Source organism: Leuconostoc sp. LN180020 (genome assembly GCF_014844115.1).
GTDB classification, from domain to species: domain Bacteria; phylum Bacillota; class Bacilli; order Lactobacillales; family Lactobacillaceae; genus Leuconostoc; species Leuconostoc citreum.
On record NZ_CP039736.1, the window covers coordinates 1,337,351 to 1,359,603 of the forward strand.

General features: G+C 39.2%; 22 protein-coding genes. 21 read left to right on the forward strand and 1 reads right to left on the reverse strand.

Annotated elements, in window-relative coordinates:
* From glyS to FAZ25_RS06960, 12 genes are all read left to right on the forward strand, one after another.
* Entirely contained in the window at positions 1-2,061 is a 2,061-nt protein-coding gene (gene glyS, locus FAZ25_RS06905) for a glycine--tRNA ligase subunit beta (RefSeq protein ID WP_192269271.1), read from the forward strand.
* Between the two features lie 43 nt (positions 2,062-2,104).
* A complete protein-coding gene (locus tag FAZ25_RS06910; RefSeq protein WP_004900691.1) occupies positions 2,105-3,154 on the forward strand; it encodes a Gfo/Idh/MocA family oxidoreductase in 1,050 nt (349 codons plus the stop codon).
* 75 nt (positions 3,155-3,229) lie between these two features.
* Complete coding sequence (locus FAZ25_RS06915) at positions 3,230-4,117, forward strand: DMT family transporter (RefSeq protein ID WP_155280103.1); 888 nt, start codon at positions 3,230-3,232, stop codon at positions 4,115-4,117.
* Between the two features lie 101 nt (positions 4,118-4,218).
* Positions 4,219-6,072, forward strand: a complete 1,854-nt coding sequence (lepA, locus tag FAZ25_RS06920; protein ID WP_004900682.1) for a translation elongation factor 4 — start codon at positions 4,219-4,221, stop codon at positions 6,070-6,072.
* A gap of 88 nt (positions 6,073-6,160) precedes the next feature.
* Complete coding sequence (locus FAZ25_RS06925) at positions 6,161-7,234, forward strand: zinc-binding alcohol dehydrogenase family protein (protein ID WP_004900679.1); 1,074 nt, start codon at positions 6,161-6,163, stop codon at positions 7,232-7,234.
* Positions 7,231-8,109, forward strand: a complete 879-nt coding sequence (gene prmA, locus FAZ25_RS06930) for a 50S ribosomal protein L11 methyltransferase (RefSeq protein ID WP_004900678.1) — start codon at positions 7,231-7,233, stop codon at positions 8,107-8,109. The genes FAZ25_RS06925 and prmA overlap by 4 nt, the downstream gene beginning before the upstream one ends.
* Positions 8,109-8,846 carry a 16S rRNA (uracil(1498)-N(3))-methyltransferase gene (locus FAZ25_RS06935; protein ID WP_004900675.1) on the forward strand — a complete coding sequence of 246 codons (738 nt, stop codon included), beginning with the start codon at positions 8,109-8,111 and terminating at the stop codon, positions 8,844-8,846. Before prmA ends, FAZ25_RS06935 begins: the two co-directional genes overlap by 1 nt.
* Positions 8,847-8,922: 76 nt before the next feature.
* Positions 8,923-9,363, forward strand: coding sequence for a hypothetical protein (locus tag FAZ25_RS06940; protein ID WP_004900671.1), 441 nt, complete (start codon positions 8,923-8,925; stop codon positions 9,361-9,363).
* Positions 9,364-9,511: 148 nt separating this feature from the next.
* Positions 9,512-11,134: an ABC-F family ATP-binding cassette domain-containing protein gene (locus FAZ25_RS06945; RefSeq protein ID WP_004900667.1), complete on the forward strand. Its 1,623-nt coding sequence runs from the start codon at positions 9,512-9,514 to the stop codon at positions 11,132-11,134.
* A 75-nt stretch (positions 11,135-11,209) separates the two neighbouring features.
* Positions 11,210-12,370, forward strand: a complete 1,161-nt coding sequence (locus FAZ25_RS06950; RefSeq protein ID WP_004900662.1) for a hydroxymethylglutaryl-CoA synthase — start codon at positions 11,210-11,212, stop codon at positions 12,368-12,370.
* A 76-nt stretch (positions 12,371-12,446) separates the two neighbouring features.
* The gene (locus tag FAZ25_RS06955) at positions 12,447-12,719 is read left to right on the forward strand and encodes an ACT domain-containing protein (RefSeq protein ID WP_004900661.1); all 273 of its coding nucleotides are present in this window, start codon (positions 12,447-12,449) and stop codon (positions 12,717-12,719) included.
* A gap of 90 nt (positions 12,720-12,809) precedes the next feature.
* Positions 12,810-14,153: a PFL family protein gene (locus FAZ25_RS06960; RefSeq protein ID WP_004900658.1), complete on the forward strand. Its 1,344-nt coding sequence runs from the start codon at positions 12,810-12,812 to the stop codon at positions 14,151-14,153.
* Positions 14,154-14,185: 32 nt separating this feature from the next.
* Here FAZ25_RS06960 and FAZ25_RS06965 read toward each other — a convergent pair whose 3' ends face one another.
* On the reverse strand, positions 14,186-14,629 hold the full coding sequence (locus tag FAZ25_RS06965; protein WP_004900655.1) for a hypothetical protein: 444 nt from the start codon (positions 14,627-14,629) through the stop codon (positions 14,186-14,188).
* 152 nt (positions 14,630-14,781) lie between these two features.
* Between FAZ25_RS06965 and xerC the strand changes: the two genes are divergently transcribed.
* From xerC to folP, 9 genes are all read left to right on the forward strand, one after another.
* On the forward strand, positions 14,782-15,687 hold the full coding sequence (gene xerC, locus FAZ25_RS06970; protein ID WP_004908772.1) for a tyrosine recombinase XerC: 906 nt from the start codon (positions 14,782-14,784) through the stop codon (positions 15,685-15,687).
* Between the two features lie 60 nt (positions 15,688-15,747).
* Positions 15,748-16,626: an aldose 1-epimerase family protein gene (locus FAZ25_RS06975; RefSeq protein ID WP_004900651.1), complete on the forward strand. Its 879-nt coding sequence runs from the start codon at positions 15,748-15,750 to the stop codon at positions 16,624-16,626.
* A gap of 185 nt (positions 16,627-16,811) precedes the next feature.
* The gene (gene pnuC, locus FAZ25_RS06980; RefSeq protein ID WP_004900649.1) at positions 16,812-17,531 is read left to right on the forward strand and encodes a nicotinamide riboside transporter PnuC; all 720 of its coding nucleotides are present in this window, start codon (positions 16,812-16,814) and stop codon (positions 17,529-17,531) included.
* Between the two features lie 88 nt (positions 17,532-17,619).
* Positions 17,620-18,006 carry a dihydroneopterin aldolase gene (gene folB / locus FAZ25_RS06985; RefSeq protein ID WP_004900646.1) on the forward strand — a complete coding sequence of 129 codons (387 nt, stop codon included), beginning with the start codon at positions 17,620-17,622 and terminating at the stop codon, positions 18,004-18,006.
* Positions 18,003-18,503 (forward strand): 2-amino-4-hydroxy-6-hydroxymethyldihydropteridine diphosphokinase, encoded by a 501-nt coding sequence (gene folK, locus FAZ25_RS06990; protein ID WP_004905255.1) that lies wholly within the window; start codon positions 18,003-18,005, stop codon positions 18,501-18,503. The genes folB and folK overlap by 4 nt, the downstream gene beginning before the upstream one ends.
* Complete coding sequence (folE, locus tag FAZ25_RS06995; RefSeq protein ID WP_133424683.1) at positions 18,490-19,065, forward strand: GTP cyclohydrolase I; 576 nt, start codon at positions 18,490-18,492, stop codon at positions 19,063-19,065. Before folK ends, folE begins: the two co-directional genes overlap by 14 nt.
* A 2-nt stretch (positions 19,066-19,067) precedes the next feature.
* Positions 19,068-20,339 (forward strand): folylpolyglutamate synthase/dihydrofolate synthase family protein, encoded by a 1,272-nt coding sequence (locus tag FAZ25_RS07000; RefSeq protein ID WP_133424684.1) that lies wholly within the window; start codon positions 19,068-19,070, stop codon positions 20,337-20,339.
* Entirely contained in the window at positions 20,332-20,931 is a 600-nt protein-coding gene (locus tag FAZ25_RS07005) for a non-canonical purine NTP pyrophosphatase (protein WP_040190284.1), read from the forward strand. Before FAZ25_RS07000 ends, FAZ25_RS07005 begins: the two co-directional genes overlap by 8 nt.
* A complete protein-coding gene (gene folP, locus FAZ25_RS07010) occupies positions 20,921-21,997 on the forward strand; it encodes a dihydropteroate synthase (protein ID WP_192269274.1) in 1,077 nt (358 codons plus the stop codon). The genes FAZ25_RS07005 and folP overlap by 11 nt, the downstream gene beginning before the upstream one ends.
* The last annotated feature ends 256 nt before the right edge of the window (positions 21,998-22,253 follow it).

Sequence of the window (22,253 nt, forward strand, 5' to 3'; positions counted from 1 at the left end):
ATGTCAACGTTTTTATTAGAAATTGGTTTAGAAGAAGTACCTGCACACCTTGTGACGAGTTCTGAATCACAACTCGTTGCTAGAACAAAAGAGTTTCTGGCAGCTCATCGACTGACTGTTGGTGATATTAAACCATTTTCGACACCACGTCGTCTGGCATTGCAACTATGTGATGTGGCCGAAGAATCTGAAGCACTTTCAGAAGAAAAACGCGGACCGTCAGTTGAACGTGCTAAAGACGAAAATGGTGAGTGGTCGAAAGCAGCGCAAGGTTTTGCGCGAGGACAAGGTGCGACCCCAGAAGCGTTTGAAGTGCGTGATGGCTATGTTTGGTTGACAAAACATACTACTGGTGTACCAGCCAATCAAATTTTGTCTCAGATTGGTGAAGAAGTTGTTTCGCAAATGAAATTTACAACGTATATGAAATGGGCAAATCATTCATTTTTGTATGTACGTCCGATTCGTTGGTTAGTAGCTTTATTAGATGAACAGGTTATCAATTTTAATGTTCTTGACATTGCCACTGGTCGTGTCACAAGAGGACATCGATTCTTGTCGACAGAACATGTAACGATTAGTGATGCTCAAGCTTATGAAGAGACATTGCAGTCTGCTTACGTGCTTGCCGATGCGGAGAATCGTAAAGCTCAAATAAAAAGTCAACTTGAAACAATAGCAAATCGAAATCACTGGGTATTGTCATTAGATAATGCACCTGCACAAGATTTATTGGAAGAAGTAAATAATATTGTCGAATGGCCGACAGCTTTTTCTGGTAGTTTTGACCAAAAGTATCTCGAAGTGCCTGATGAAGTGTTGATTACATCTATGCGTGAGCATCAGCGCTTTTTCTACGTCAGAGATACGACAGGAAAATTGTTACCTCATTTTCTTTCAGTTAGAAATGGTGATACGGCGCACTTAGACAATGTTATTGCTGGAAATGAAAAAGTTCTTGTTGCTCGCCTAGAGGACGCAGAGTTCTTTTATCGTGAAGACCAACAAAAAAAGATTGCTGATTATATGGCAAAAGTTAAGACACTTGTTTTTCATGAAAAAATTGGAACAGTTTACGAACATATGCAACGTGTTGGTTTGTTGGCGGAAAAATTAGCTGATGCTTTAGATTTCGATGACGATAAAAAGACTGATTTAGCGCGGGCAGCAGAAATATATAAATTTGATTTGATGACTGGAATGGTCGGTGAATTCGATGAATTGCAAGGTGTAATGGGCGAACATTACGCACGTCTATTTGGTGAAAATGAGCGTGTCGCTACTGCTATTAGAGAACACTACATGCCAACATCAGCCAATGGTAACATTGCTAAAAGTGATGTCGGTGCAGTGCTTGCTATCGCTGATAAATTAGATGCTATTGTGACATTCTTCGCAGCTAATCTTATTCCTTCGGGATCCAATGACCCCTATGGTTTGCGACGTGCGGCAACAGGTGTTGTTCGCACATTAACTACTAAGCATTGGCATATCGCGCTGCAACCAGTATTAGCTGAGTTCATGGCGGCAACAGGGGCTGTTACTGCTTCAGCCAATTTGATGGCGGTGCTCAGTTTTGTGGTTGATCGTGTTCGCAAGCTGGCTTTAGATGATGATATTCGTCAAGACATTGTGAGCGCAGGGACAGACAATTTTGCGACAGCAGATATTGTTTATCTGACAGATCGTATTCAAGTTTTGGCAAATCATGCACATGATAATAATTTCCGTGAGGTGATATCAGCCTTGACTCGTGTCGCACGCTTAGCAGAAAAAACACCTGTATCATTAAATGTTAATCCACAGTTGTTTGAAAACGAAACGGAAAAGGCATTGTATGCTGCCACGAGTGAATTGCAATTAGTGGCACTTGAAGCAAACGGCGCAGAGGCCCTTTATCAAGCGTTAGCAGCGTTGCAAATGCCAATTTCAGCATATTTTGATGCGACGATGGTGAATGTTGATAATGAACAAATCAAAAATAATCGATATGCACAATTAAATATCATTAATCAGTTAATTGCTGGTTTAGGGAATTTAGAAGATATTGTTATTAAGTAATCTATCTATTGACAGAGATTAGGGCATTAAAGTGGAGGTTGAGATGTTAAATATTGCTTATGTTGGTTTTGGTAAAAGTACTAATCGTTATCACTTACCCTATTTAAAAATACGTCAGGATAAGTTTAAAGTGGCCCGTGTGGTTACTCCGACTTTAGGGAAGCGCCCTGAGGCACAAGCAGAACTTGAAGCAACGGGGACACTTTTTTCGACAAACATCTCAGATATTTTAACAGATCCATCGATTGATTTGGTCGTGGTTGTCACACCATCATCGAGCCATTACGCGGTTACAAAACAATTATTGACAGCTGGCAAAAATGTTTTAGTCGATAAGCCCATGGCAGCTAATTTAGAAGAAGCTGAAAACTTGGTGGCGCTTGCTCAAAAAAATCAGTTATTTCTAATGCCTTATCAAAGTCGGCGTTTTGACAGTGACTTTTTGACAGTGCAAGACGTCATTAATAATGGTTACTTGGGGCGGCTAGTTGATTTAGAAGTACATATGGATCACTATCGCCCAAATGATGGTAAAGCCAAAGGCACAGCTATCGACGGGACATTATATGATCACGGTGTACATCTTGTTGATCAAGTTGTTAGCTTATTTGGTCAACCAAAATCGGTCGCTTATGATTTACGAGCCACACGACTGTTAGAAAGTATGGTAGAAGATCATATTGCCCTTAATCTTTTTTACGAGAAGGCATTTAAGGCCAATATAGGCGCAACAGAATTAGCAACAAAGGCTTATCCTAAATGGCAAATAAGAGGGACAAAAGGCACCTTTGTCAAATATACAGTTGATGAACAAGAAAATGATTTAAAAACGGGCAAACTACCGGGAAGTGATAATTTTGGGCTAGATGCACCACAAAACTATGGGCAACTAGTTTATTATAATCAAAGCGGGGATCGGATTGAAAAATATTTGCCAAGTATCACAGGTGATTATGGCCGTGTATATGATTCGGTATATGACACACTGGTTAACGGCGCACCTAAGCTAGTTAGTGATGAACAAATGTTAACAGTGATGAAAATCTTGTCGGCAGGTCATTTAGGTCAAAGTCCACAGTTAGTAACTTTTTAATAACCATGCAAAATAAGTTTAGCATCTGCTAGGCTTATTTTTAAATAACAAAAGACGAAGATAAACGGAGGATACATGACAAACAAAACGAAAGGCCTATTTTTTGCTATGATGGGTCCCTTGCTCTGGGGTGTTAACAGCGTTGCAGTAGATTTGCTATTTGCCCGTGGTGTTGATGCACAATGGTTTGCTAGTTTTAGATTGTTGTTGGCTGGTGTCGTATTATTAGTTGTTGCTTATGCTCGAGAGGGGCGTGCTATTTTTAAACCATTTGTTAATGGTTCTGATGCAGCACGTTTAGTTGTTTTTGCCTTTTTAGGGATGCTGTTTGTTCAATACACTTACATTATGGCTATCAAATCTGGTAATGCAGCGACTGCCACTGTGTTACAATTTACCAATCCGATTATGATTGCTATCGTTATTGCCTTTAAGACTTGGCAATGGCCAGCACGACAAGATATTTTGGCCATTATAATGGCCATTGTTGGGACAGTATTAATTGCCACACATGGTCATATAGATCAACTAACTATGTCAAAATCAGCACTAATTTGGGGCCTTTTGGCAGGTGTTGGCGCAGTGTTTTATACACTCTTACCAAAGCAATTAATTCAAAAATTTGATGCTGTTACCATCAGTGCTTGGGCAATGTTAATTAGTGGTTTAGGTATTAATATCAGTCATCCAATTTGGCGACAAACACCTCATTGGACATTAGATACCGTAGCTTTGCTATTTTTTTCGATTGTCATTGGGACAGCAATCGCATATGTTGTATTTATTCAAAGTTTAGCCTGGATTAAGCCAACAACTGCAAGTACGTTAGGGGCTTTAGAACCATTGATGGGTACAATACTCAGTGTTGTTGTTTTTCATATCGCATTTGGCATAATTGACGCACTCGGAGCTGTATTAATTATGGGAACAGTATTCATACAAGCCATGAGACGAACGCATTAAATGACAAAAAGCTCGCGCCATCAACCTTTTTTATGGCCATTCATGATAAAATAAGTAAGACAGAATAATTAAGGAAAAGCGCAAAGTAGCGTTAAAAAAAGATGACAGAATTTGACTTAGAACAACTTAAAATACGCCAAAAACACATTCGCAATTTTTCAATTGTGGCACATATAGATCATGGTAAATCAACGATTGCTGACCGTATTCTTGAGCAAACTCATACAGTTGCAGAACGAGATATGCAAAACCAATTACTCGATACAATGGATCTTGAACGCGAGCGAGGGATTACAATTAAATTGAACGCAGTCGAGGTTCACTACGATGCTAAAGATGGCGAGACCTATATTTTTCATCTTATTGATACACCAGGTCACGTTGATTTTTCTTATGAGGTCTCACGCTCTTTGGCTGCCGCTGAAGGTGCTATTTTGGTCGTTGATGCCGCACAGGGTGTTGAAGCACAGACACTAGCGAATGTTTATTTAGCGTTAGATAACAATTTGGAAATACTACCTGTTATCAATAAGATTGATTTACCAGCTGCCGATCCAGAAAAGGTACGCGCAGAAATTGAGGACGTGATTGGGATTGATGCGTCTGAAGCAGTGTTGGCTTCGGCTAAAAAAGGGGTTGGTATTCCTGAATTACTTGAAAAGATTGTGACTGATTTACCTGCACCTACTGGTGACTTAACAGCGCCACTGCGAGCTCTAATTTTTGACTCAGCTTATGACCCGTATCGTGGTGTTGTGGTTAACATGCGTGTACGTGAAGGTATTGTTAAGCCCGGAGACAAGGTACGCATGATGAATACCGGTGCTGAATATGAAGTGAACGAGGTTGGTGTCATGTCACCAACAGCTCAAAAGCGTGATTATTTAATGGCTGGCGATGTCGGTTACTTGACAGCCGCGATTAAAGATATCCATACGACCCATTCAGGCGATACTATTACATCTGTCAGTAATCCAGCTAGCGAACCATTGGCAGGTTACAAACCAATGACGCCGATGGTTTATTCCGGTTTATATCCTTCGGACAATGCGAAGTATACAGATTTGCGTGATGCTTTAGAAAAACTGCAATTAAATGATGCTGCCTTATCATTTGAGCCAGAGACATCTCAAGCTTTGGGATTTGGTTATCGTGTTGGCTTCCTTGGATTATTACATATGGATGTTATTCAAGAGCGATTAGAGCGTGAATTTGGTTTGGATTTGGTAACGACTGCGCCGTCAGTTACTTATCATGTGACCACTAATGATGGTGAAATGCTTGAAATTGAAAATCCCTCTGAAATGCCTGAAGCGTCTCAAATTAAGTACATTGAAGAACCTTACGTTGACGCACAAATCATGGTGCCTAATGATTATGTGGGTGCTGTGATGGAGTTGGCACAGCGTAAAAGAGGTGAGTTTGATACCATGGAGTATCTTGACGAAACACGTGTCAATGTTAAGTATAAAATACCGCTATCAGAAATTATTTTTAATTTCTTTGATAAACTCAAGTCCAGCACACGTGGTTATGCCTCGTTAGATTATGAGATATCTGGTTATCGTCAATCAGATTTACTTAAAATTGACATACTACTTAATTCTGAAAAAGTAGATGCTTTGAGTTTTATTGTTCATCGTGATTTTGCAGCTGAACGTGGTCGGATTATTACATCTAAGCTCAAAGAAATTATTCCGCGTCAAAACTTTGAAATTCCAGTACAGGCAGCTATTGGGGCTAAAATTTTGGCACGTACTAATATCAAAGCCTATCGTAAAGATGTCACAGCAAAAATCCATACAGGTGATCCTGACCGACGCGCCAAGTTATTAGACAAGCAAAAACGCGGAAAAGCGCGTATGAAATCAGTAGGAACAGTTGATGTACCGCAAGAAGCCTTTATGGCAGTACTGAAAACGGAAGATGACACCCAATACGCCCGTGGCAATTGATTGTCAGTGCCTCATTGCCCCTATTTTTGATGTATTTTTCGCGTAGGCTATATATGTAATAGTTGATGAATTAATAAAGGAGCTCCGTATGTCATTTTTAGAAAAGTTAAAAAATCTTTGGCCTTTCAACAGCAGCCCTAAAATGAAAGCAATAGGCTTTGAGCAGGCGTTGCCACTTGATGCACCAAATGTTTTTATTGAAAAGATGGTGGCTAGGCCCAAACCAGCGGCAAAGGAAGTTTTAGTAAAACTGTCAGCGAGCGCTGTTAATCCAGTTGACACTAAAATGCGGGCTGGCTATCAGTTAGATGGGACATTTAGAATATTGGGTTTTGATGCTGTGGGCACAGTGGCAGCTGTGGGTACAGAAGTCGGTTTATTTTCAGTTGGCGATAAGGTCTACTATGCTGGCGCGCAAAACAAGTCTGGCGCAAATGCCGAATACCAAGTTGTTCACGAACAACTAGTCGGGCACGCGCCAACGGGCCTAACAGATGCTGAAATTGCAGCGATGCCTCTGACAAGTATTACCGCAAGCGAAATCTTACACGAAGCATTAGGTTATGAAGTAAAAAAGAACAGTGCAGCGGGTAAAAGTATTCTGATTATTAATGGGGCCGGTGGTGTTGGCTCCGTACTAATTCAACTCGCTAAATATATGGGAATGACAGTAATTACAACTGCGTCTAAGCCAGCGTCGATTGCTTGGGTTAAATCGATGGGGGCTGACTATATTTTGGATTATCACCAGGATTTATATGCACAATTATGCGGTATACAGTATGAGCAAGTAGATGATATTGCTATTTTACAAGATACCAATACCTATTGGCCTCTGGTTACAAAAGTGATCAAACCTTTTGGCCGAATTGCATCAATTGTGGAAACGACTGCACCTATTGATATGGGGCCGCTCAAAAATATTGGGGCGCAATTTAGTTGGGTCTTTATGTTTGCCAAGGCTAACTATGGTGTTAACATGGCATCGCAGGGAGAAGCATTGAACAACATTGCAAGCTTATTAGAGCAACAAATTATTAAATCGACAATGACAACAACTTTGTTAGGCTTATCAGTAAATAACCTTAAAAGAGCTACAACAATGGTTGAAGAAGGGCACAGTATTGGTAAAGTTGTCATTGAATATGAGGAACAACTATGAATTGGCAAGCAGTGAGCGTTGCAACGAAAAATGAAGCAATAGAAGCAGTAGCGGATATCTTGTTGCAAGCTGGTGCTCAGGGTGTTCAAATTAATGATCATGACGCTATTAGCGTGACGGCCTACTACCCAGATGATGAGCAATTAGGTGAAACAATCACTGCAATTCAGAAGGCACTAAAGCATTTAAGTGATATTGGCATGTCTGTTGCCCCAGCGACGATAACTGTCAATGGTATTCAACAAAAAGATTGGGAAGATAATTGGAAAGCCTATTATCATGCGGAGCGTGTCACGCGGCACTTTACTGTCGTGCCTTCTTGGGAAACATATCATCCCAACCAGATAGATGAATTACCTATTATCATGGATCCTAAGTTAGCATTTGGTACTGGCACACACGAAACAACTCGGTTAATGCTACAAGCTTTAGAAAATGTTGTTCGTGGTGGTGAATCTATGATCGATGTTGGTACCGGATCTGGGGTTTTAGCTGTTGCAGCCAAACAATTGGGTGTAGCGCATGTACTGGCAACAGACATCGATGAGATGTCTGTCAATGTGGCAAAAGAAAATTTGCGGTTAAATCCAGTTGCACAAGATGTGACGGTTGTGGCAAGCGATTTGTTAGCTGATGTTGTTATTTCTCCTGTTGACTTGATTGTGGCAAATATTTTGGCTGACGTTATTGAAAGATTAATTCCCCAAACCACTACTTTATTAAAGCCAGGTGGCTTATTCTTGGTGTCTGGGATTTATGATAATATCGCGCTACATATTGAAGATGTTTTGCGCGCAAATGACTATACCATTGTTCAAAAGTCTCAAATGGGTGAATGGCATGGGTATATTGCGCAATTGAAGGAAAAAAATTAATGCAACGCTACTTTTTAAATGAAACAATAACTGATGAAATTAATTTAGCATCAAACCAAAGTATCTTTAAACACTTTGGTAAAGTATTACGCGCGCGTGTAGGGACACAGGCTGAATTTGTTGATAACAATCAACGTGTTGTTATGGCTGAGGTAGTGACAATAACACCGGAATCAATGCATTTAAAGGTTATAAACACGATTTCAGCTGAAGCTGAATTACCTTTAGAAATAAGTGTTGTCGTTTCACCTTTGAAAAATGATCGTTCTGACTGGTTTGTTCAAAAAGCGACAGAGCTGGGTGTGCACCACATTATTTTTACGAATATGGCACGCACTGTAACTGATTGGCACAAACAGCAAGATAAAAAACAGTTACGTTTTCAAAAAATTGCGCAAGCTGCCGCTGAGCAGGCCCACCGTTTAATGGTGCCAACGGTTCAATTCATAGATTGGCAGGCAATGATAGCGCAACCCAAAAATTTAGGGCTTGTCGCTTGGGAAGAATCAGCAAGAGCAGGGGAAAGTGCTAACCTTGTTCAAACAATTAGGGAGGCACCGCACGGCGCTAAAATCGTCTTATTGTTTGGCCCTGAAGGTGGCTTAACGACATCAGAAGTGACTGAATTGACCACATCTCACTTTATATCTGCTGGATTAGGGCCGCGAATATTAAGAGCTGAAACAGCACCACTTTATGCACTCTCTGCAATCAGTGTCTTGCGGGAGTTGATCTAATTTTATATACTAAAACAAACGATGCCTAGTTCAGCAGTGATTATAACAAGCGACATGGGCTGAAAGGTTATTCATAATGAAAAGATTTTTTAATAAAAATTATGGTATTCATGGCATAGCAATTCTCATCACAGCTCTTGTATTACCATGGTTTGGCCAGCTGTTAAATTGGTCAACTTTGAATCAGATTATTTGGTTATATATTATCGTAAATGGCCTCTATATGCTTTACTTTGGTTATGTCACACGTAAACGTGGTCTTTTTCCGGGTGTATTAGTTATTATGCCACTATTTTTTGCATTGATAACAACGTGGTTACTTGGGTTGGTATCAACATCTTATGGTTTTTATTTGGCACTATTCTATTTTGTGTTAAGTTTATTTACGTTTTTTGGTGATACACGAGATGACCCAGACGAAAACTTAATTCCAGTTGAGAACGGTTTCTATGGTTTGCATTCGGATGACGATGATGAAAAAATCTCTGTACCAGTTGATGGTGGTTTCAAATCGTAGTTTGCGGTTATTTTATTAGGAGAAATTCTTTTGAAAAGCACGACCTTTCGTGCTTTTTCTGTTATAGTTAAAATAGGTATTTTTACTGATATTGCAATATGTTTAGCTTATTTGTTGAACAATTGCACACTATGTGGAGGAAATTTAATTGATCACAGTATCAGACATGAGCTTTAGCTTTTCAGGCCCAAAGCTTTATCAAGATGTTAATTTAAAGTTAACCCCCGGCAACACGTACGGCATTATTGGTGCCAACGGTGCTGGAAAATCAACTTTTTTGAAGTTGTTGCAAGGCGAATTACAGCCAACAGAAGGCGTTATTTCTATTGGTGATGGTGAGCGTATGTCTTCGTTGCAACAAGACCATTTCGCTTTTGATGAATTTACGGTATTAGATACTGTTATTCAAGGGCATAAAAGATTATATGAAGTTAAAACTGAAATGGATGCTATCTATGCGAAGCCAGATTTCAATGATGAAGATGGTGTGCGCGTGGCTGACTTGGGTGCTGAATTTGAAGAGCTCGACGGCTGGAATGCAGAGGTCGAGGCAGGTCAGCTATTAAGTAAGTTAGGTATCCCAGATGACATGCAATATACGTTAATGGGTGAGTTAACAGAAAATGATAAAGTTAAAGTTCTGTTAGCCCAAGCATTGTTTGGTAATCCCGATATCTTAGTCTTAGATGAACCAACGAACGGACTTGATGTGCAAACAATCAATTGGTTAGAAGACTTTTTAGCAGATTTTCCAAATCTTGTTATCGTTGTCTCGCATGATCGTCACTTCCTTAACGCTGTGTCGACGAATATTTTGGATGTTGACTTTGGCAAAATTACACCCTTTGTTGGTAATTATGATTTTTGGCGTGAGTCTTCTGAGCTAGCACAACGATTAGCTTCACAGCAAAATGCCAAAAAAGAAGAACAAATTAAGCAACTGCAGGAATTCGTAGCACGATTTTCTGCTAATGCATCAAAATCAAAGCAAGCAACTGCGCGTAAAAAGCAATTAGATAAAATCACCTTGGATGATATTAAGCCATCTTCTCGTAAATATCCATTCATCAATTTCCCAATTGGTCGCGAAATGGGGAACGATATGGTCAGAGTCGAAAATGTCTCTAAAACAATTGATGGCGAAAAAGTGTTAGATAATATTTCATTTATTGGGCGTCCGGGGGATAAGATTGCTATTTTGTCACGTTCTGATTTAGCAACCACAACCTTAATGCAGATTATTGCTGGCACGATGGCACCAGATACGGGCACTGTAACATGGGGTGTCACAACGTCACAATCTTATATCGCAAAAGACTTAAATGATAACTTTGACGACCAAGATAAAACAATTTTAGATTGGTTACGTGATTTTGCTGAAGAAGAACAAAAGGATAATACAAGCTTACGTGGTATGCTTGGTCAAATGTTATTCCGTGGCGATGACTCTTTGAAAGAAATTAAAGTTTTGTCTGGTGGTGAAAAAGTTCGCATTACATTAGCTAAAATGATGCTCTTAAAGGCCAATGTTTTGCTGATGGATGACCCTACTAATCATTTGGACTTGGAATCAATTCAATCACTCAACGATGCTGTTGTTAATTTCAAGGGTGGTATCATCATGACATCTCACGATCATGAGTTTTTAGCAACAACTGCTAATCATGTTATTGAAGTGTCAAGCAAAGGTCTTGTTGACCGTGTCGATACAACCTATGACGAATTTATCACGACAGAGACCATTCAAGAAAAAGTTAAGGCATTATACTAATTTTAGTATCTCATTTAAAGCGTCTAATGGCGCTTTTTTGCATGTTATAATAGATGTCAAAGGAGTTTATGCGTTATGATAATTGGTATCGACAAAATGGCAAGTTATACACCAGAGTTTGCTTTAGACCTAACGACATTAGCGCTTGCGCGCGGTGATGAACCTGAAAAGTATACAATCGGTATTGGCCAAAATAAGCAAGCGGTTATACCTAACTTTGAAGATGTTGTGACAATGGGGGTCAATGCGGCAAGAAAAATTTTAACCGTAGCAGACCGTGAACAAATCGATATGGTTATATTTGCCACTGAATCAGGGATTGATAATTCAAAATCATCTGCTATTTATGCTCAACGTTTGTTGGGCCTATCATCGTTTTCACGAACAATTGAACTGAAACAAGCTTGCTATGCTGGCACTTATGGTTTGATGCAAGCAAACGATTATGTTAAAGCACATCCTGACAAACGTGTTTTGGTTATAGCATCCGATATAGCACGCTATGGCATTGCGACACCTGGAGAAGTCACCCAGGGTGGTGGTGCCATAGCTATGATTGTGTCACAAGATCCAAAATTATTGGCTTTTAACGATGATTCCGTATATATGTCTCAAGATGTTGCAGATTTTTGGCGACCACTAGACCGAACAGAAGCGATTGTCGATGGCCACTTGTCGACCGACATATATAAAGAAATGTTTCTCACGCTTTGGCAACGCTACAAGCAAAATACGAACAAAACGCTGAATGATTTTGCTGGATTTGCTTTTCATTTACCATATACCAAAATGGGCAAGAAAGCCTTAGATCAAATTATAGACGAGGCTCAAGATGGACAAAGGCAACGTTTACTGGCCAATTTAGAGGCAAGTCAATTATTTAGTCGAGAGGTTGGTAACCTTTATACAGGATCTGTTTATTTGAGTCTATTATCCTTAATTAGTAATAGTTCTGATTTATTACCTGGCGAGCAACTAGCGATATTTAGCTACGGTTCTGGTGCCGAAGCTGAATTATACTCGGTCACCCTACAAAAAGATTTTCATCAGTATGTACCAGCTGATGAAACCAAAACAATGCTGGCACAGCGCCATGAAGTGACAGTTGCGGAGTATGAAACAATGTTTAACGCACAACTGCATCACTCGTATGGTGAATCACAAACAGCAGCGAATAGCGCACGTAAAACAGTACAATTTTGGGGTTGGCGAGATGGCCAGCGTATCTATCAGTAACTGCAATTAGAAAAAATATAGCGTGTAAAAATAATTTATTGTATAATATTAAAATAACTTTTAAAGAGGAAATAACGTGGCAAAAGCAGTAGTAACAGTAATTGGAAAAGATAAGCCAGGCATTATTGCCGGTGTTTCAAACACTTTGGCTGAGCACCATATTAACATTTTAGACGTTTCACAGACGATTATGTCTGATATTTTTACGATGAGTATGTTAATCAACTTAGAAAAGCTCGATGAAGAATACAACAAATTACAAGATGATTTAAACGGCTTGGGTAAGCAGTTAAACGTTGAAATACATATGCAGCGTGAAGAAATTTTTAATGCAATGAGCCGTGTGTAAGTAACGACTGTAATTATAATGTGGTTAAATGACAGTATAGTAGGTGATATTATACTGTCATATTCTTGTGCATGAAAATAAGGAGATATGATGGAAACCTCTCAAATTACTGAAACCATTAATATGGTCTCGGAAGAACACTTAGATATTCGTACGGTAACGATGGGTATCTCATTGTTAGATACAGTGGCAGGCACACCACAAGAAACTGCTAAAAATATCTATCATAAGATTACAACCTATGCGAAAAATCTTGTTGCTGTGGCGCAACAAATCGAACGTGAATTCGGTATTCCCATTACAAATAAGCGAATTAGTGTAACCCCTATTGCGTTAATTGCGGGCAAAGCTACGCCAGATGACATGTTATATTATGCCCATGCCTTAGATGATGCAGCTAAGGCTGTGGGTGTTGATTTTATTGGTGGTTACTCAGCATTAGTACAAAAAGGTTTTGCTAATGGTGACTTAGCTTTAATTAAGTCAATGCCACGAGCATTAACAGAAACAGATCTTGTCATGTCTAGCGTGAATATCGGCTCTTCGAAAGCTGGTATTAACTTAGACGCAGTTAAGTTAATGGGTGAAACCATCAAAGCAATCACAGATAAATCAGACACGGCCAATGCAAAGTTAGTTGTCTTTGCTAATGCAGTCGAAGATAATCCTTTCATGGCTGGTGCTTTTCACGGTGTTACTGAAGCAGATGTTGTCATTAACGTGGGTGTTTCAGGACCAGGTGTTGTTAAGCGGGCCCTTGAAAAAGTGAAAGGTGAACCAATCCAAATTGTTGCTGAAATAGTTAAAAAGACTGCATTCAAGATTACACGTGTAGGTCAAATGGTTGGGGCGTTAGCCGCTGAACGTTTAGGCGTTGAGTTTGGGATCGTTGATTTAAGTCTCGCACCCACACCTGCACGAGGTGATTCTGTGGCTGAAGTGCTAGAGGAAATTGGCCTTGAAATGGTCGGCACTCATGGCACAACGGCTGCTTTGATGTTGCTTAATGACGCCGTTAAAAAGGGCGGTGTCATGGCATCGCAACGTGTGGGCGGTTTATCGGGTGCTTTCATACCTGTTTCAGAAGACGCAGGTATGATTGATGCTGTTGAGGCTGGTATTTTGTCATTAGCAAAATTAGAAGCTATGACTTCAGTTTGCTCAGTAGGTCTAGATATGATTGCAGTGCCAGGTGATACTGAGGCAACAACTATCTCGGCAATGATCGCTGATGAAGCGGCTATTGGCGTACAAAATAATAAAACCACAGCTGTGCGTATTTTACCAACAAATGGCACTAAAGTAGGTGATATGGTTGATTACGGTGGGTTATTGGGTACAGCCCCTGTGATGCCTGTTGTACCAAAGTCAAGTGCCGACTTTATCAATCGTGGTGGCCATATTCCAGCACCAATTCATTCATTTAAAAACTAAAAAAGCAATCTTAAGTTATAAGATTGCTTTTTTTAGTGATTGATTGTCTTAGAAGAATGCACTGGGGCATCAATGTGCTGCTGTGTATTTGAGTTGATTTGATGTGCCATAAAACCGATATATGCTGCAAGGATAATGATAATTGTTGCTGCTAAAACACGGATAGGGTGATAAAAGAATAGCTTCATTGATGTGAGCAGAGATTTCTTGCTATCATGTTGATCTTGACTTTCGGTAATTGCTGATGACAACGCATAGGCAAAACTATCGGCATCAACAACTCTTGGAGAAGATTCATAGGGTACAACAGCAATTTCCCTTGCTTGTGAAACTTTTAAAGTAGCAGCTTTGTTTTTAATATCGCGATTAGTAATGACATTTTTACCAAAGTTAATGAGCGTTTGGTGAATAATATGTTGTGCGTGTTGCAAATGATTTGCAACGTGTTGTAAGGGTGATTGTACAGGAATTTTCATAGTGCTGCTCCTTTAATCGATAAAATGATAAAAATATCTCTAATACAATATTATCTGAAAAATGTTGGCTTGTGACAATGTTTGACTGATTATAAACAAATTAACAGCTTCTTAATTATTTAATTTAGCAATAGGCGCGTATAATGATAATTATGGTAACTACGGAAGAAAAATTATATCGTGATTATTTACAATCAGAAAGACAATATTCAGCGTTAACTTTAAAAGCATATTTGTCTGACATTGATGAATTTGTCGCTTTTTTAGAACGTAATGGCGGTTTTCAAACATTTAAAACTGTCCAGACTTTAGATGTTCGTGTTTATTTAAATGATTTGTATGAACGTCATTTGGCTAGAACATCAATCGCTCGGAAAATTAGTAGTTTACGTATGTTTTATCAATTTTTGATTGCTAATCATTTTGCTACGGATAACCCTTTTGAAAATGTTGCTCTGCGTAAACACCAAAATCATTTGCCAGAATTCTTCTATGAAACTGAGATGCAAGTGCTATTCGAAATAGCCTATGACCAAAAAGACCCATTATGGCAGCGTAATGCAGCTTTACTAGAATGTCTTTATGCCACGGGGGCACGTGTCGCTGAAATCGCAACATTAACATTGTCGCAAATAGACTTTCAGCAAAGACTCATTCTAATACACGGTAAAGGCAATAAGGATCGATATGTGCCTTTTGGTCATTACGCGCAAAAAGCCATGCAACAATACATTGCTCAGTTGCGACCAGAATTGGTCGCAAACTGTCCAGAAAACACAGTTGTTTTTGTTAATCATCGAGGCCAGCCAATTACAGCAGCAGGCATTACCTATATTTTGAATACCCTTATGAATCGCTCAACGCTTACGGGAAAGATTCATCCACATATGTTGCGACATACTTTTGCAACCCACTTACTGAATAATGGCGCTGATATGAGAACAGTACAAGAACTTTTGGGGCATGTTAATCTATCCACAACGCAAATGTACACACACGTTACTCGGGAAAGCTTACAAAAAAATTATCAAAGTTTTTTCCCTCGGGCAAAAAAGTAAGCAGTAAACGCTTAACAATAATCACACTTTTGGAAAAAAATTTGGTAGAATAAAGATATTATGATTATACTAGAAAACAATGATTTAAAAGTTAAAATTAACGAAGATGGTGCTGAATTAACTAGTGTTTGGCATAAGCAAGCCGAGCTTGAGTATATTTGGGTCGGGGATCCGAAGTATTGGGGTCGTCACGCCTCCAATTTATTCCCAATCGTTGGTCGTTTAAGAGGCGATCAGTTCAAGGTAGCTGGCGAAACTTATTTTATGAATCAACATGGTTTTGCTCGGAACACAACCTTTGACGTGATAGAACAAAGTGATAATCACGCAATATTCCGCATACATGATACCGACTCAACGCATCGCGTGTATCCCTTTAAGTTCCAACTAGATATTAGTTATGAGCTAACAAGTGATAATGAACTCAAAATAGCTTACATTGTGACGAATACAGATACTGAAGAATCATTGTTCTTTAGTGTTGGAGGTCATCCAGCATTTAATTTACCAATGGATGGTGGTAAGTTTTCGGATTATTATGTTTCAATTGAGCCGGAAAAAATTTATGATCGTATTCGTTTGACTGGACCCTATTCTAATCCTAATACACCAACACCATTTAATGCTAATATTCCGTTGCGTCTGCGTCAAGAAGATTATCATGATGATGCGATTATACTAAAGTTGGATCGTCAAAAAACATCCTTTTTGTTAGCACGTTTAGCCAATCAGCATGGTTTACGAATGACGGTTGACAATGCGCAATTCCTTGGCATTTGGACACCAGCTGGGAAAGAAGCGCCTTTTATCGCCCTAGAACCATGGTGGGGAATTGCTGACACAGTTGATTCAACGGGTAATTTTAAAGAGAAGTTTGGTGTGAATGTTTTGGCTGCAGGGGATACCTTTAATGGCACTTATAGTTTGCATTTTTTCTAAATAATGCTTCGAACGCCCAAAATATTAAAACGTATGACCGTTTAAATGATGGCAGTACAAAAAAGTCATTTGGCATAACTTACGACTGGCAAGTTATACCAAATGACTTTTTTAACAAGACAATTATTGGATATTTTAACTGAACACGTTGCCGTTTCGGTGTTCAAAAACAAACGGAGAAAATCATGTTTCATATATTAAAAAGACTCAACCAATCTTGGTTATTTGATGCACTTGGTGTTGTCATTGTGCTTATTGCAGCTTATTTCTCGGGTTACTTGTTTTCAAATTTACAACAGGTACCATTGTTTAGGCTACATGCCTGGGCCAGATATATACCTTTTGGTATGATATCCGTCATATCATCTAGTTTTTCAATTTTATCAACTCGTTTGACCGCACGGTTAAATAAGTTTGGAAATATATTGGGAACTTTTAATACAGTGCTTTCAGGCATAATAGATTTTCTGCTTGGTAACAATGGTGCCATACTAACTTACCCAGTATCCTTTATTATCAATGCTGCAGCAGTTCGTGGCTGGCATTATTATGGTGATAATCAAGTTAATCGTGCAAAAGATTTTAAGAAATGGTTGCCGTTGATTATCTTAATGGCCATACTATTAAGTGTCACGTTAAACTATTTAGCTTTTCAAAATATCGGCCCATTGTTTTGGTTAGCCAGTGCAGTGTTTAGTTTATCGTTAATTCCAAACCTATTAAACGTATTCAAAATTGAAGATCAATGGCTATTTTGGATTGTCTATAATTTTGTTCAACTGGCAAAAGCTGTAACGCAAGGTAACTTTGCTAATGTTGGCAAGTATTTATACTATATTGTGAATAGCGCTGTGGCATATCCTATTTGGCGAGCAAAGCGCCGATTTGTTAAAAAAACTATCTAGGGATAGTTTTTTTATTGCATAAAATCATTATTGGCGATAATGGTATTGCGTGGTAAAATAAACAAAGTACTTGTTACGGAGGCGAACAATGGGGATGATTAAACTACCAAATATGCGGTTTTATACGTATAACGGTGTATTTGATGAAGAAAAAAAGCTTGGCCAGCAGATTTCAGTGGATGTCGTCATTCACTATCCGATAGAAACAGCAGTGAGAGATGATGATTTGAACACAACGATTTCTTATGTTGATATTTATGAGCTTGTCAAAGATGTTACAACTCAGCAGTCTTTTAATTTAATGGAAAGTTTGGCAAATGCGATTTTAATGGAATTATTAAAGCAGTGGCACCAGGTAGAAGGCATCGATGTCGCAATCAGCAAAGATTATATTCCGTTAGCTGGCATTTATGATCCATTTATTATAAGCGTCAGTGGCACACCTGCTGACTTAGCTAAGTGGTGTGATCAATGACAGAAGCCTATTTAAGTCTTGGTTCAAATATCGGTAATCGTCTAAGCAATATACAGACGGCAGTTGATTTGTTAAGTCAGACGGCAGGGACGACAATTTGTGCTGTATCACAAGTTTATGAAACACAGCCCGTCGGTGGTGTACCACAAGATGATTTTTATAATGTCGCTTTACGCATCCAAACAGCGCAATCAGCTTTGCTTTTATTAGATAAGTTACATGATATTGAACAAAGTCTGAAGCGGGTGCGTCATGTGCACTGGGGACCACGCACAATTGATCTCGATATTTTAGTATTTGGTAATGAAGTATGGTCAAATGACATATTAACCATACCGCACCGTGAAATGGCAAACCGTCGTTTTGTTTTAGAGCCACTATTAGATGTGGTCACAAATAATCGACGGCAAGAAGTTGAACGTTTATTAGCTAGCACAACAGACACAAATTGGGTGCGTGTTGTGACTGGTGCGAAGGTAGAAAATGAAAACATTTAATCAAGAACAAAATGAAACCCTCGTGCAGGGCGTCAAATATTTATTAACAGCAGTTGGCGATGATCCAGAGCGTACGGGTTTGCTGGAAACACCAGAACGTGTTATCAAAGCACATGCTGAGATTTATGCGCATACCGGTGAAACAACATTTAAGGATTATAAGCTGTTTGACACAACAGATGATGCAGACATGGTAATTGTTGAAGATATACCGTTCTATGCGATGTGTGAACATCATCTATTACCTTTTTTTGGTACAATTGATGTTGCGTATGTCCCAGATGGTGAGGTTATCGGACTGAGTAAGATACCTCGCTTGGTTGATTGGGCTAGTCGACGTCCAAGTGTGCAAGAAAATTTAACGGCTTTGATTGCAGATCAAATGCAGCGTATTGTCCACCCTAAGGGTTTAGCGGTAAATGTGACTGCGCGACACATGTGTATGGAAATGCGTGGTATTAATCGACCAGGGACGCAAACAAACACGACAATTCATCGTGGCTTACTTCAAACAGATACCTTTTTGAAAGATAGCTTTTCTCGTCGAGTGCGTGGGCATTAATCATGTCATACGAGATAATACAACAGCAACTAGATAAAAGTTGGCGGCTTTTTGATTCAGAACGAATTAATTTCTTATGTGAAGTGATGACTTGGTTATCACATCCTGATAAGGATATACGCATCATCCAGATTGCTGGAACTAACGGCAAAGGATCGACTGGTGCGATGCTACGCGAAATTATTTTAGCTAGCGGTGAAACAGTCGGTCATTTTACTAGTCCAGCTGTTTTTAATGATTGTGAACAAATCTGGTTGAATGGGAATTTTGTTTCTCAAGAAGCGTGGGTAACAGCTTATGAAGACCTTAATCATCAATTAACGCAACATAATTTGACGATTGCAAATTTGTCTTATTTTGAAGTGTGGACCATCGTTGCTTTACTAATTTTTCGACAAAATAAGGTGACTTATGCCATTATCGAAGCGGGCTTGGGTGGCAGAGATGATGCAACGCACATGATTTCATACGGGGATATTGTTGCTTATACTGAAATTGGATTGGATCATCAAAATATCCTTGGTCATAACATTGAATCAATTGCACAGAATAAAGCTGATTTAATCACAGGCGGCACGTTAGTTGTGAGTGATTTAGAACAGGTGTCAGCAGTCACCAAAATATTAAAACGAACGGCTAAACGTGAAGGGGCACATTGGTTTGAACAACATGATACGATTAGCATCCAATCTGAGACAGTCAATGGCCTATGTCTTGTGATTAACCAGCAACGATATCAACTCGGATTAAATGGGGCATTTCAGCGACGAAATGCCGCTGTCGTTTGGCAAGTTTTATCGGCACTAGAATTACGTTATCAGGTTTCGTTTAATATTGCAGCTAGACAAAAAGGATTAGCAAATTCTTTTATGGTCGGTAGCATGCAAGTCGATACGATTAACCGACTAGTTTGGGATGGGGCACATAATATTGACGCCGTTCGTGCCCTGCTTGAAACTGTTAAGGTATGGCAATTATCAACACGCCCAATTTTGATACTGGGTGTATTGTCTGATAAAAACTATGATGATATGTTAGCATATTTGTTACCAGTTTTCTCTGAGATAATAGCAGTTACTCCTGATAATCCGCGTGCACTAGAAGCAGAAGATTTAGCTGATACCATAAAAAAATTAGCGCCGAATATGACTGTTACGCCAGTGGCAAGCCAAGAAGCGTTAGCTCTAGCACAACAAAAGCAAGGAAAAAATCAGTATATTATGATTACTGGGTCATTTTATACATTACGTTCAGTGGGGGAACACTATGCTTAAAAAAATGGTTGTTGCGTCAAATAATTCAGCAAAAACAAGAGAAATTCAGCGTGTTTTTGCTGAATTTGGTATTCAAGTGATAAACTATCGTGAGTTAATTTCGGAAAAAATTTTTCCGACTGAAACAGCAACGGATCAATACCAAAATGCGCTTGCAAAGGCACAATTTATTCGTCAGTTCTTACCAGATTCTGCCATTTTAGCAGATGATACAGCTGCTTATTTTAAGGCTTTTCCAAATAGATTTGGTTTGACGATTGCCCGAGAACTGAAGTCGCTAGGGTTAAAAACAATCCGTGAAGAAGATGCATATTTATTAAGTTTGTACCATGATACTATGGATCGACATGCTTATTTAGAAGCGCTATTCGTCTTAGTAATGCCTGATGGGAGCGTTTATCATAGTATCGGACGTGGTGGTGTAACACTGGCGCAATCTGAACGTGGGGCATATTCAGTCGGTTTTGATACACTTTTTGAGTCTGAAAATGGGAAAACTTTTGCAGAAATGCAGATGTCAGAACGTGTCAATTACTCACACCGTGGTCGTGCAGCAAAAATGTTATTGGAGAAAATAGCCAATGAAGATTGAAGTGTGTCAGCCAGAATCGCCAGTTTTAGCTAATATGCAACAGCAAGGGGAGAGTGTCCAAGTAGTTTTTGATGAGATACCCGAGTCGTTGGTGGTTCTGTTATCAGAGCTAAATGCTGTGGCAATTAGCCCGTTGGTATATTGGGTAACACGTGGTGCAGCACGCGAGTTGCAACAACGTTTTGATGTGCCAACATTAGCACAATGGCTAAATCAAAATGATTATATTTGGCAAGTTAATCAGCATAAATTACATGATGAACAGGGTATTGTTTATGCTGTTCTTAATGTCAGTCCAGAGTCTTTTTACAACGGTGACAACGTTGCAGATAATGAAACGATGATTCAACGTGCGGGATTATTATTAGCTGAAGGGGCAGATGTCATTGAAGTTGGTGGGCAAACGACAAAACCAGGTTATATTGAATCTGGACTTGAGCTATCACCAACAGCTGAAATTGAACGTGTTGCACCGATTATTTTAGGCATCAAAGCAGCATTTCCAAATGCTTTAGTTGCCATTGATACCTATAAGTATGAAGTCATGGTAAAAGCTGTTGCATTAGGCGTTGACATTGTTAATGATGTGAATGGCTTTACGGATGACCCACGTAAGTTAGCGCTATTATCAAAAACATCAGTTGGACTACTGACAATGTGGAACCCACGCGTTGAGAAGGTGATACATTTAAGGCAGGAAATGCATGATTGGTTTGCTACGAATATACGTGTTTTGGTAGAAGCTGGCATTTCGCGACAACGTATTGCGCTTGACCCTGGTGTGGGTTATTCCCAAAATTCTGAGGTTGATCAAGATTTAGCTATGATGAATACTATTAGCCACCTTCAATTGTTTCGGCGACCAATTATGACAGCCGTAGCGAATAAAGGATGGGCCAAGTTTTTGTTAGAATTACCAAAGGGTGAGCGTGCTGATGTGTCGCTGATTGCCGCCAATGAAATGTTTCATCGTGGTGCACGTATACTGCGTGTTCATGATGCGAAGTCAGCTTTTCAAATGACACGCGTTGTGAGAGCCATTGAAAAAAGTTTTTGGACACATTAAAAGCTTGCGATTAATCTTTAAATAGTATACAATGAAGTAGACCAACTGGGTAGTATCTATCTACCTACCCGCCGTTAACTTTTAGGAGTTAACGGCGTTTTTTTATGTCAAAAATAGAAAATGATAAAAATGTAATGTTAGCGCTTCCAAAATATGTTGACTAGATGTTTTTTTCATGATAAAGTGTAGATAAGTTAAATATCTGGTATGTAACTGAGAAATTCAGGCATGGCCGAATTGATGAAATGACTAAGTA

Excerpts from the sequence above, each read along its gene's own strand:
- FAZ25_RS06915 (WP_155280103.1), top strand. The coding sequence starts at position 3,230 with ATGACAAACAAAACGAAAGGCCTATTTTTTGCTATGATGGGTCCCTTG.
- FAZ25_RS06960 (WP_004900658.1), top strand. The coding sequence starts at position 12,810 with ATGGAAACCTCTCAAATTACTGAAACCATTAATATGGTCTCGGAAGAA.
- xerC (WP_004908772.1), top strand. The coding sequence starts at position 14,782 with ATGGTAACTACGGAAGAAAAATTATATCGTGATTATTTACAATCAGAA.
- FAZ25_RS07000 (WP_133424684.1), top strand. The coding sequence starts at position 19,068 with ATGTCATACGAGATAATACAACAGCAACTAGATAAAAGTTGGCGGCTT.
- folK (WP_004905255.1), top strand. The coding sequence starts at position 18,003 with ATGACAGAAGCCTATTTAAGTCTTGGTTCAAATATCGGTAATCGTCTA.
- FAZ25_RS06950 (WP_004900662.1), top strand. The coding sequence starts at position 11,210 with ATGATAATTGGTATCGACAAAATGGCAAGTTATACACCAGAGTTTGCT.
- folE (WP_133424683.1), top strand. The coding sequence starts at position 18,490 with ATGAAAACATTTAATCAAGAACAAAATGAAACCCTCGTGCAGGGCGTC.
- FAZ25_RS06940 (WP_004900671.1), top strand. The coding sequence starts at position 8,923 with ATGAAAAGATTTTTTAATAAAAATTATGGTATTCATGGCATAGCAATT.
- FAZ25_RS07005 (WP_040190284.1), top strand. The coding sequence starts at position 20,332 with ATGCTTAAAAAAATGGTTGTTGCGTCAAATAATTCAGCAAAAACAAGA.
- FAZ25_RS06975 (WP_004900651.1), top strand. The coding sequence starts at position 15,748 with ATGATTATACTAGAAAACAATGATTTAAAAGTTAAAATTAACGAAGAT.
- folP (WP_192269274.1), top strand. The coding sequence starts at position 20,921 with ATGAAGATTGAAGTGTGTCAGCCAGAATCGCCAGTTTTAGCTAATATG.
- FAZ25_RS06925 (WP_004900679.1), top strand. The coding sequence starts at position 6,161 with ATGTCATTTTTAGAAAAGTTAAAAAATCTTTGGCCTTTCAACAGCAGC.
- pnuC (WP_004900649.1), top strand. The coding sequence starts at position 16,812 with ATGTTTCATATATTAAAAAGACTCAACCAATCTTGGTTATTTGATGCA.
- FAZ25_RS06935 (WP_004900675.1), top strand. The coding sequence starts at position 8,109 with ATGCAACGCTACTTTTTAAATGAAACAATAACTGATGAAATTAATTTA.
- folB (WP_004900646.1), top strand. The coding sequence starts at position 17,620 with ATGGGGATGATTAAACTACCAAATATGCGGTTTTATACGTATAACGGT.
- FAZ25_RS06910 (WP_004900691.1), top strand. The coding sequence starts at position 2,105 with ATGTTAAATATTGCTTATGTTGGTTTTGGTAAAAGTACTAATCGTTAT.
- prmA (WP_004900678.1), top strand. The coding sequence starts at position 7,231 with ATGAATTGGCAAGCAGTGAGCGTTGCAACGAAAAATGAAGCAATAGAA.
- FAZ25_RS06965 (WP_004900655.1), bottom strand. The coding sequence starts at position 14,629 with ATGAAAATTCCTGTACAATCACCCTTACAACACGTTGCAAATCATTTG.
- lepA (WP_004900682.1), top strand. The coding sequence starts at position 4,219 with ATGACAGAATTTGACTTAGAACAACTTAAAATACGCCAAAAACACATT.
- glyS (WP_192269271.1), top strand. The coding sequence starts at position 1 with ATGTCAACGTTTTTATTAGAAATTGGTTTAGAAGAAGTACCTGCACAC.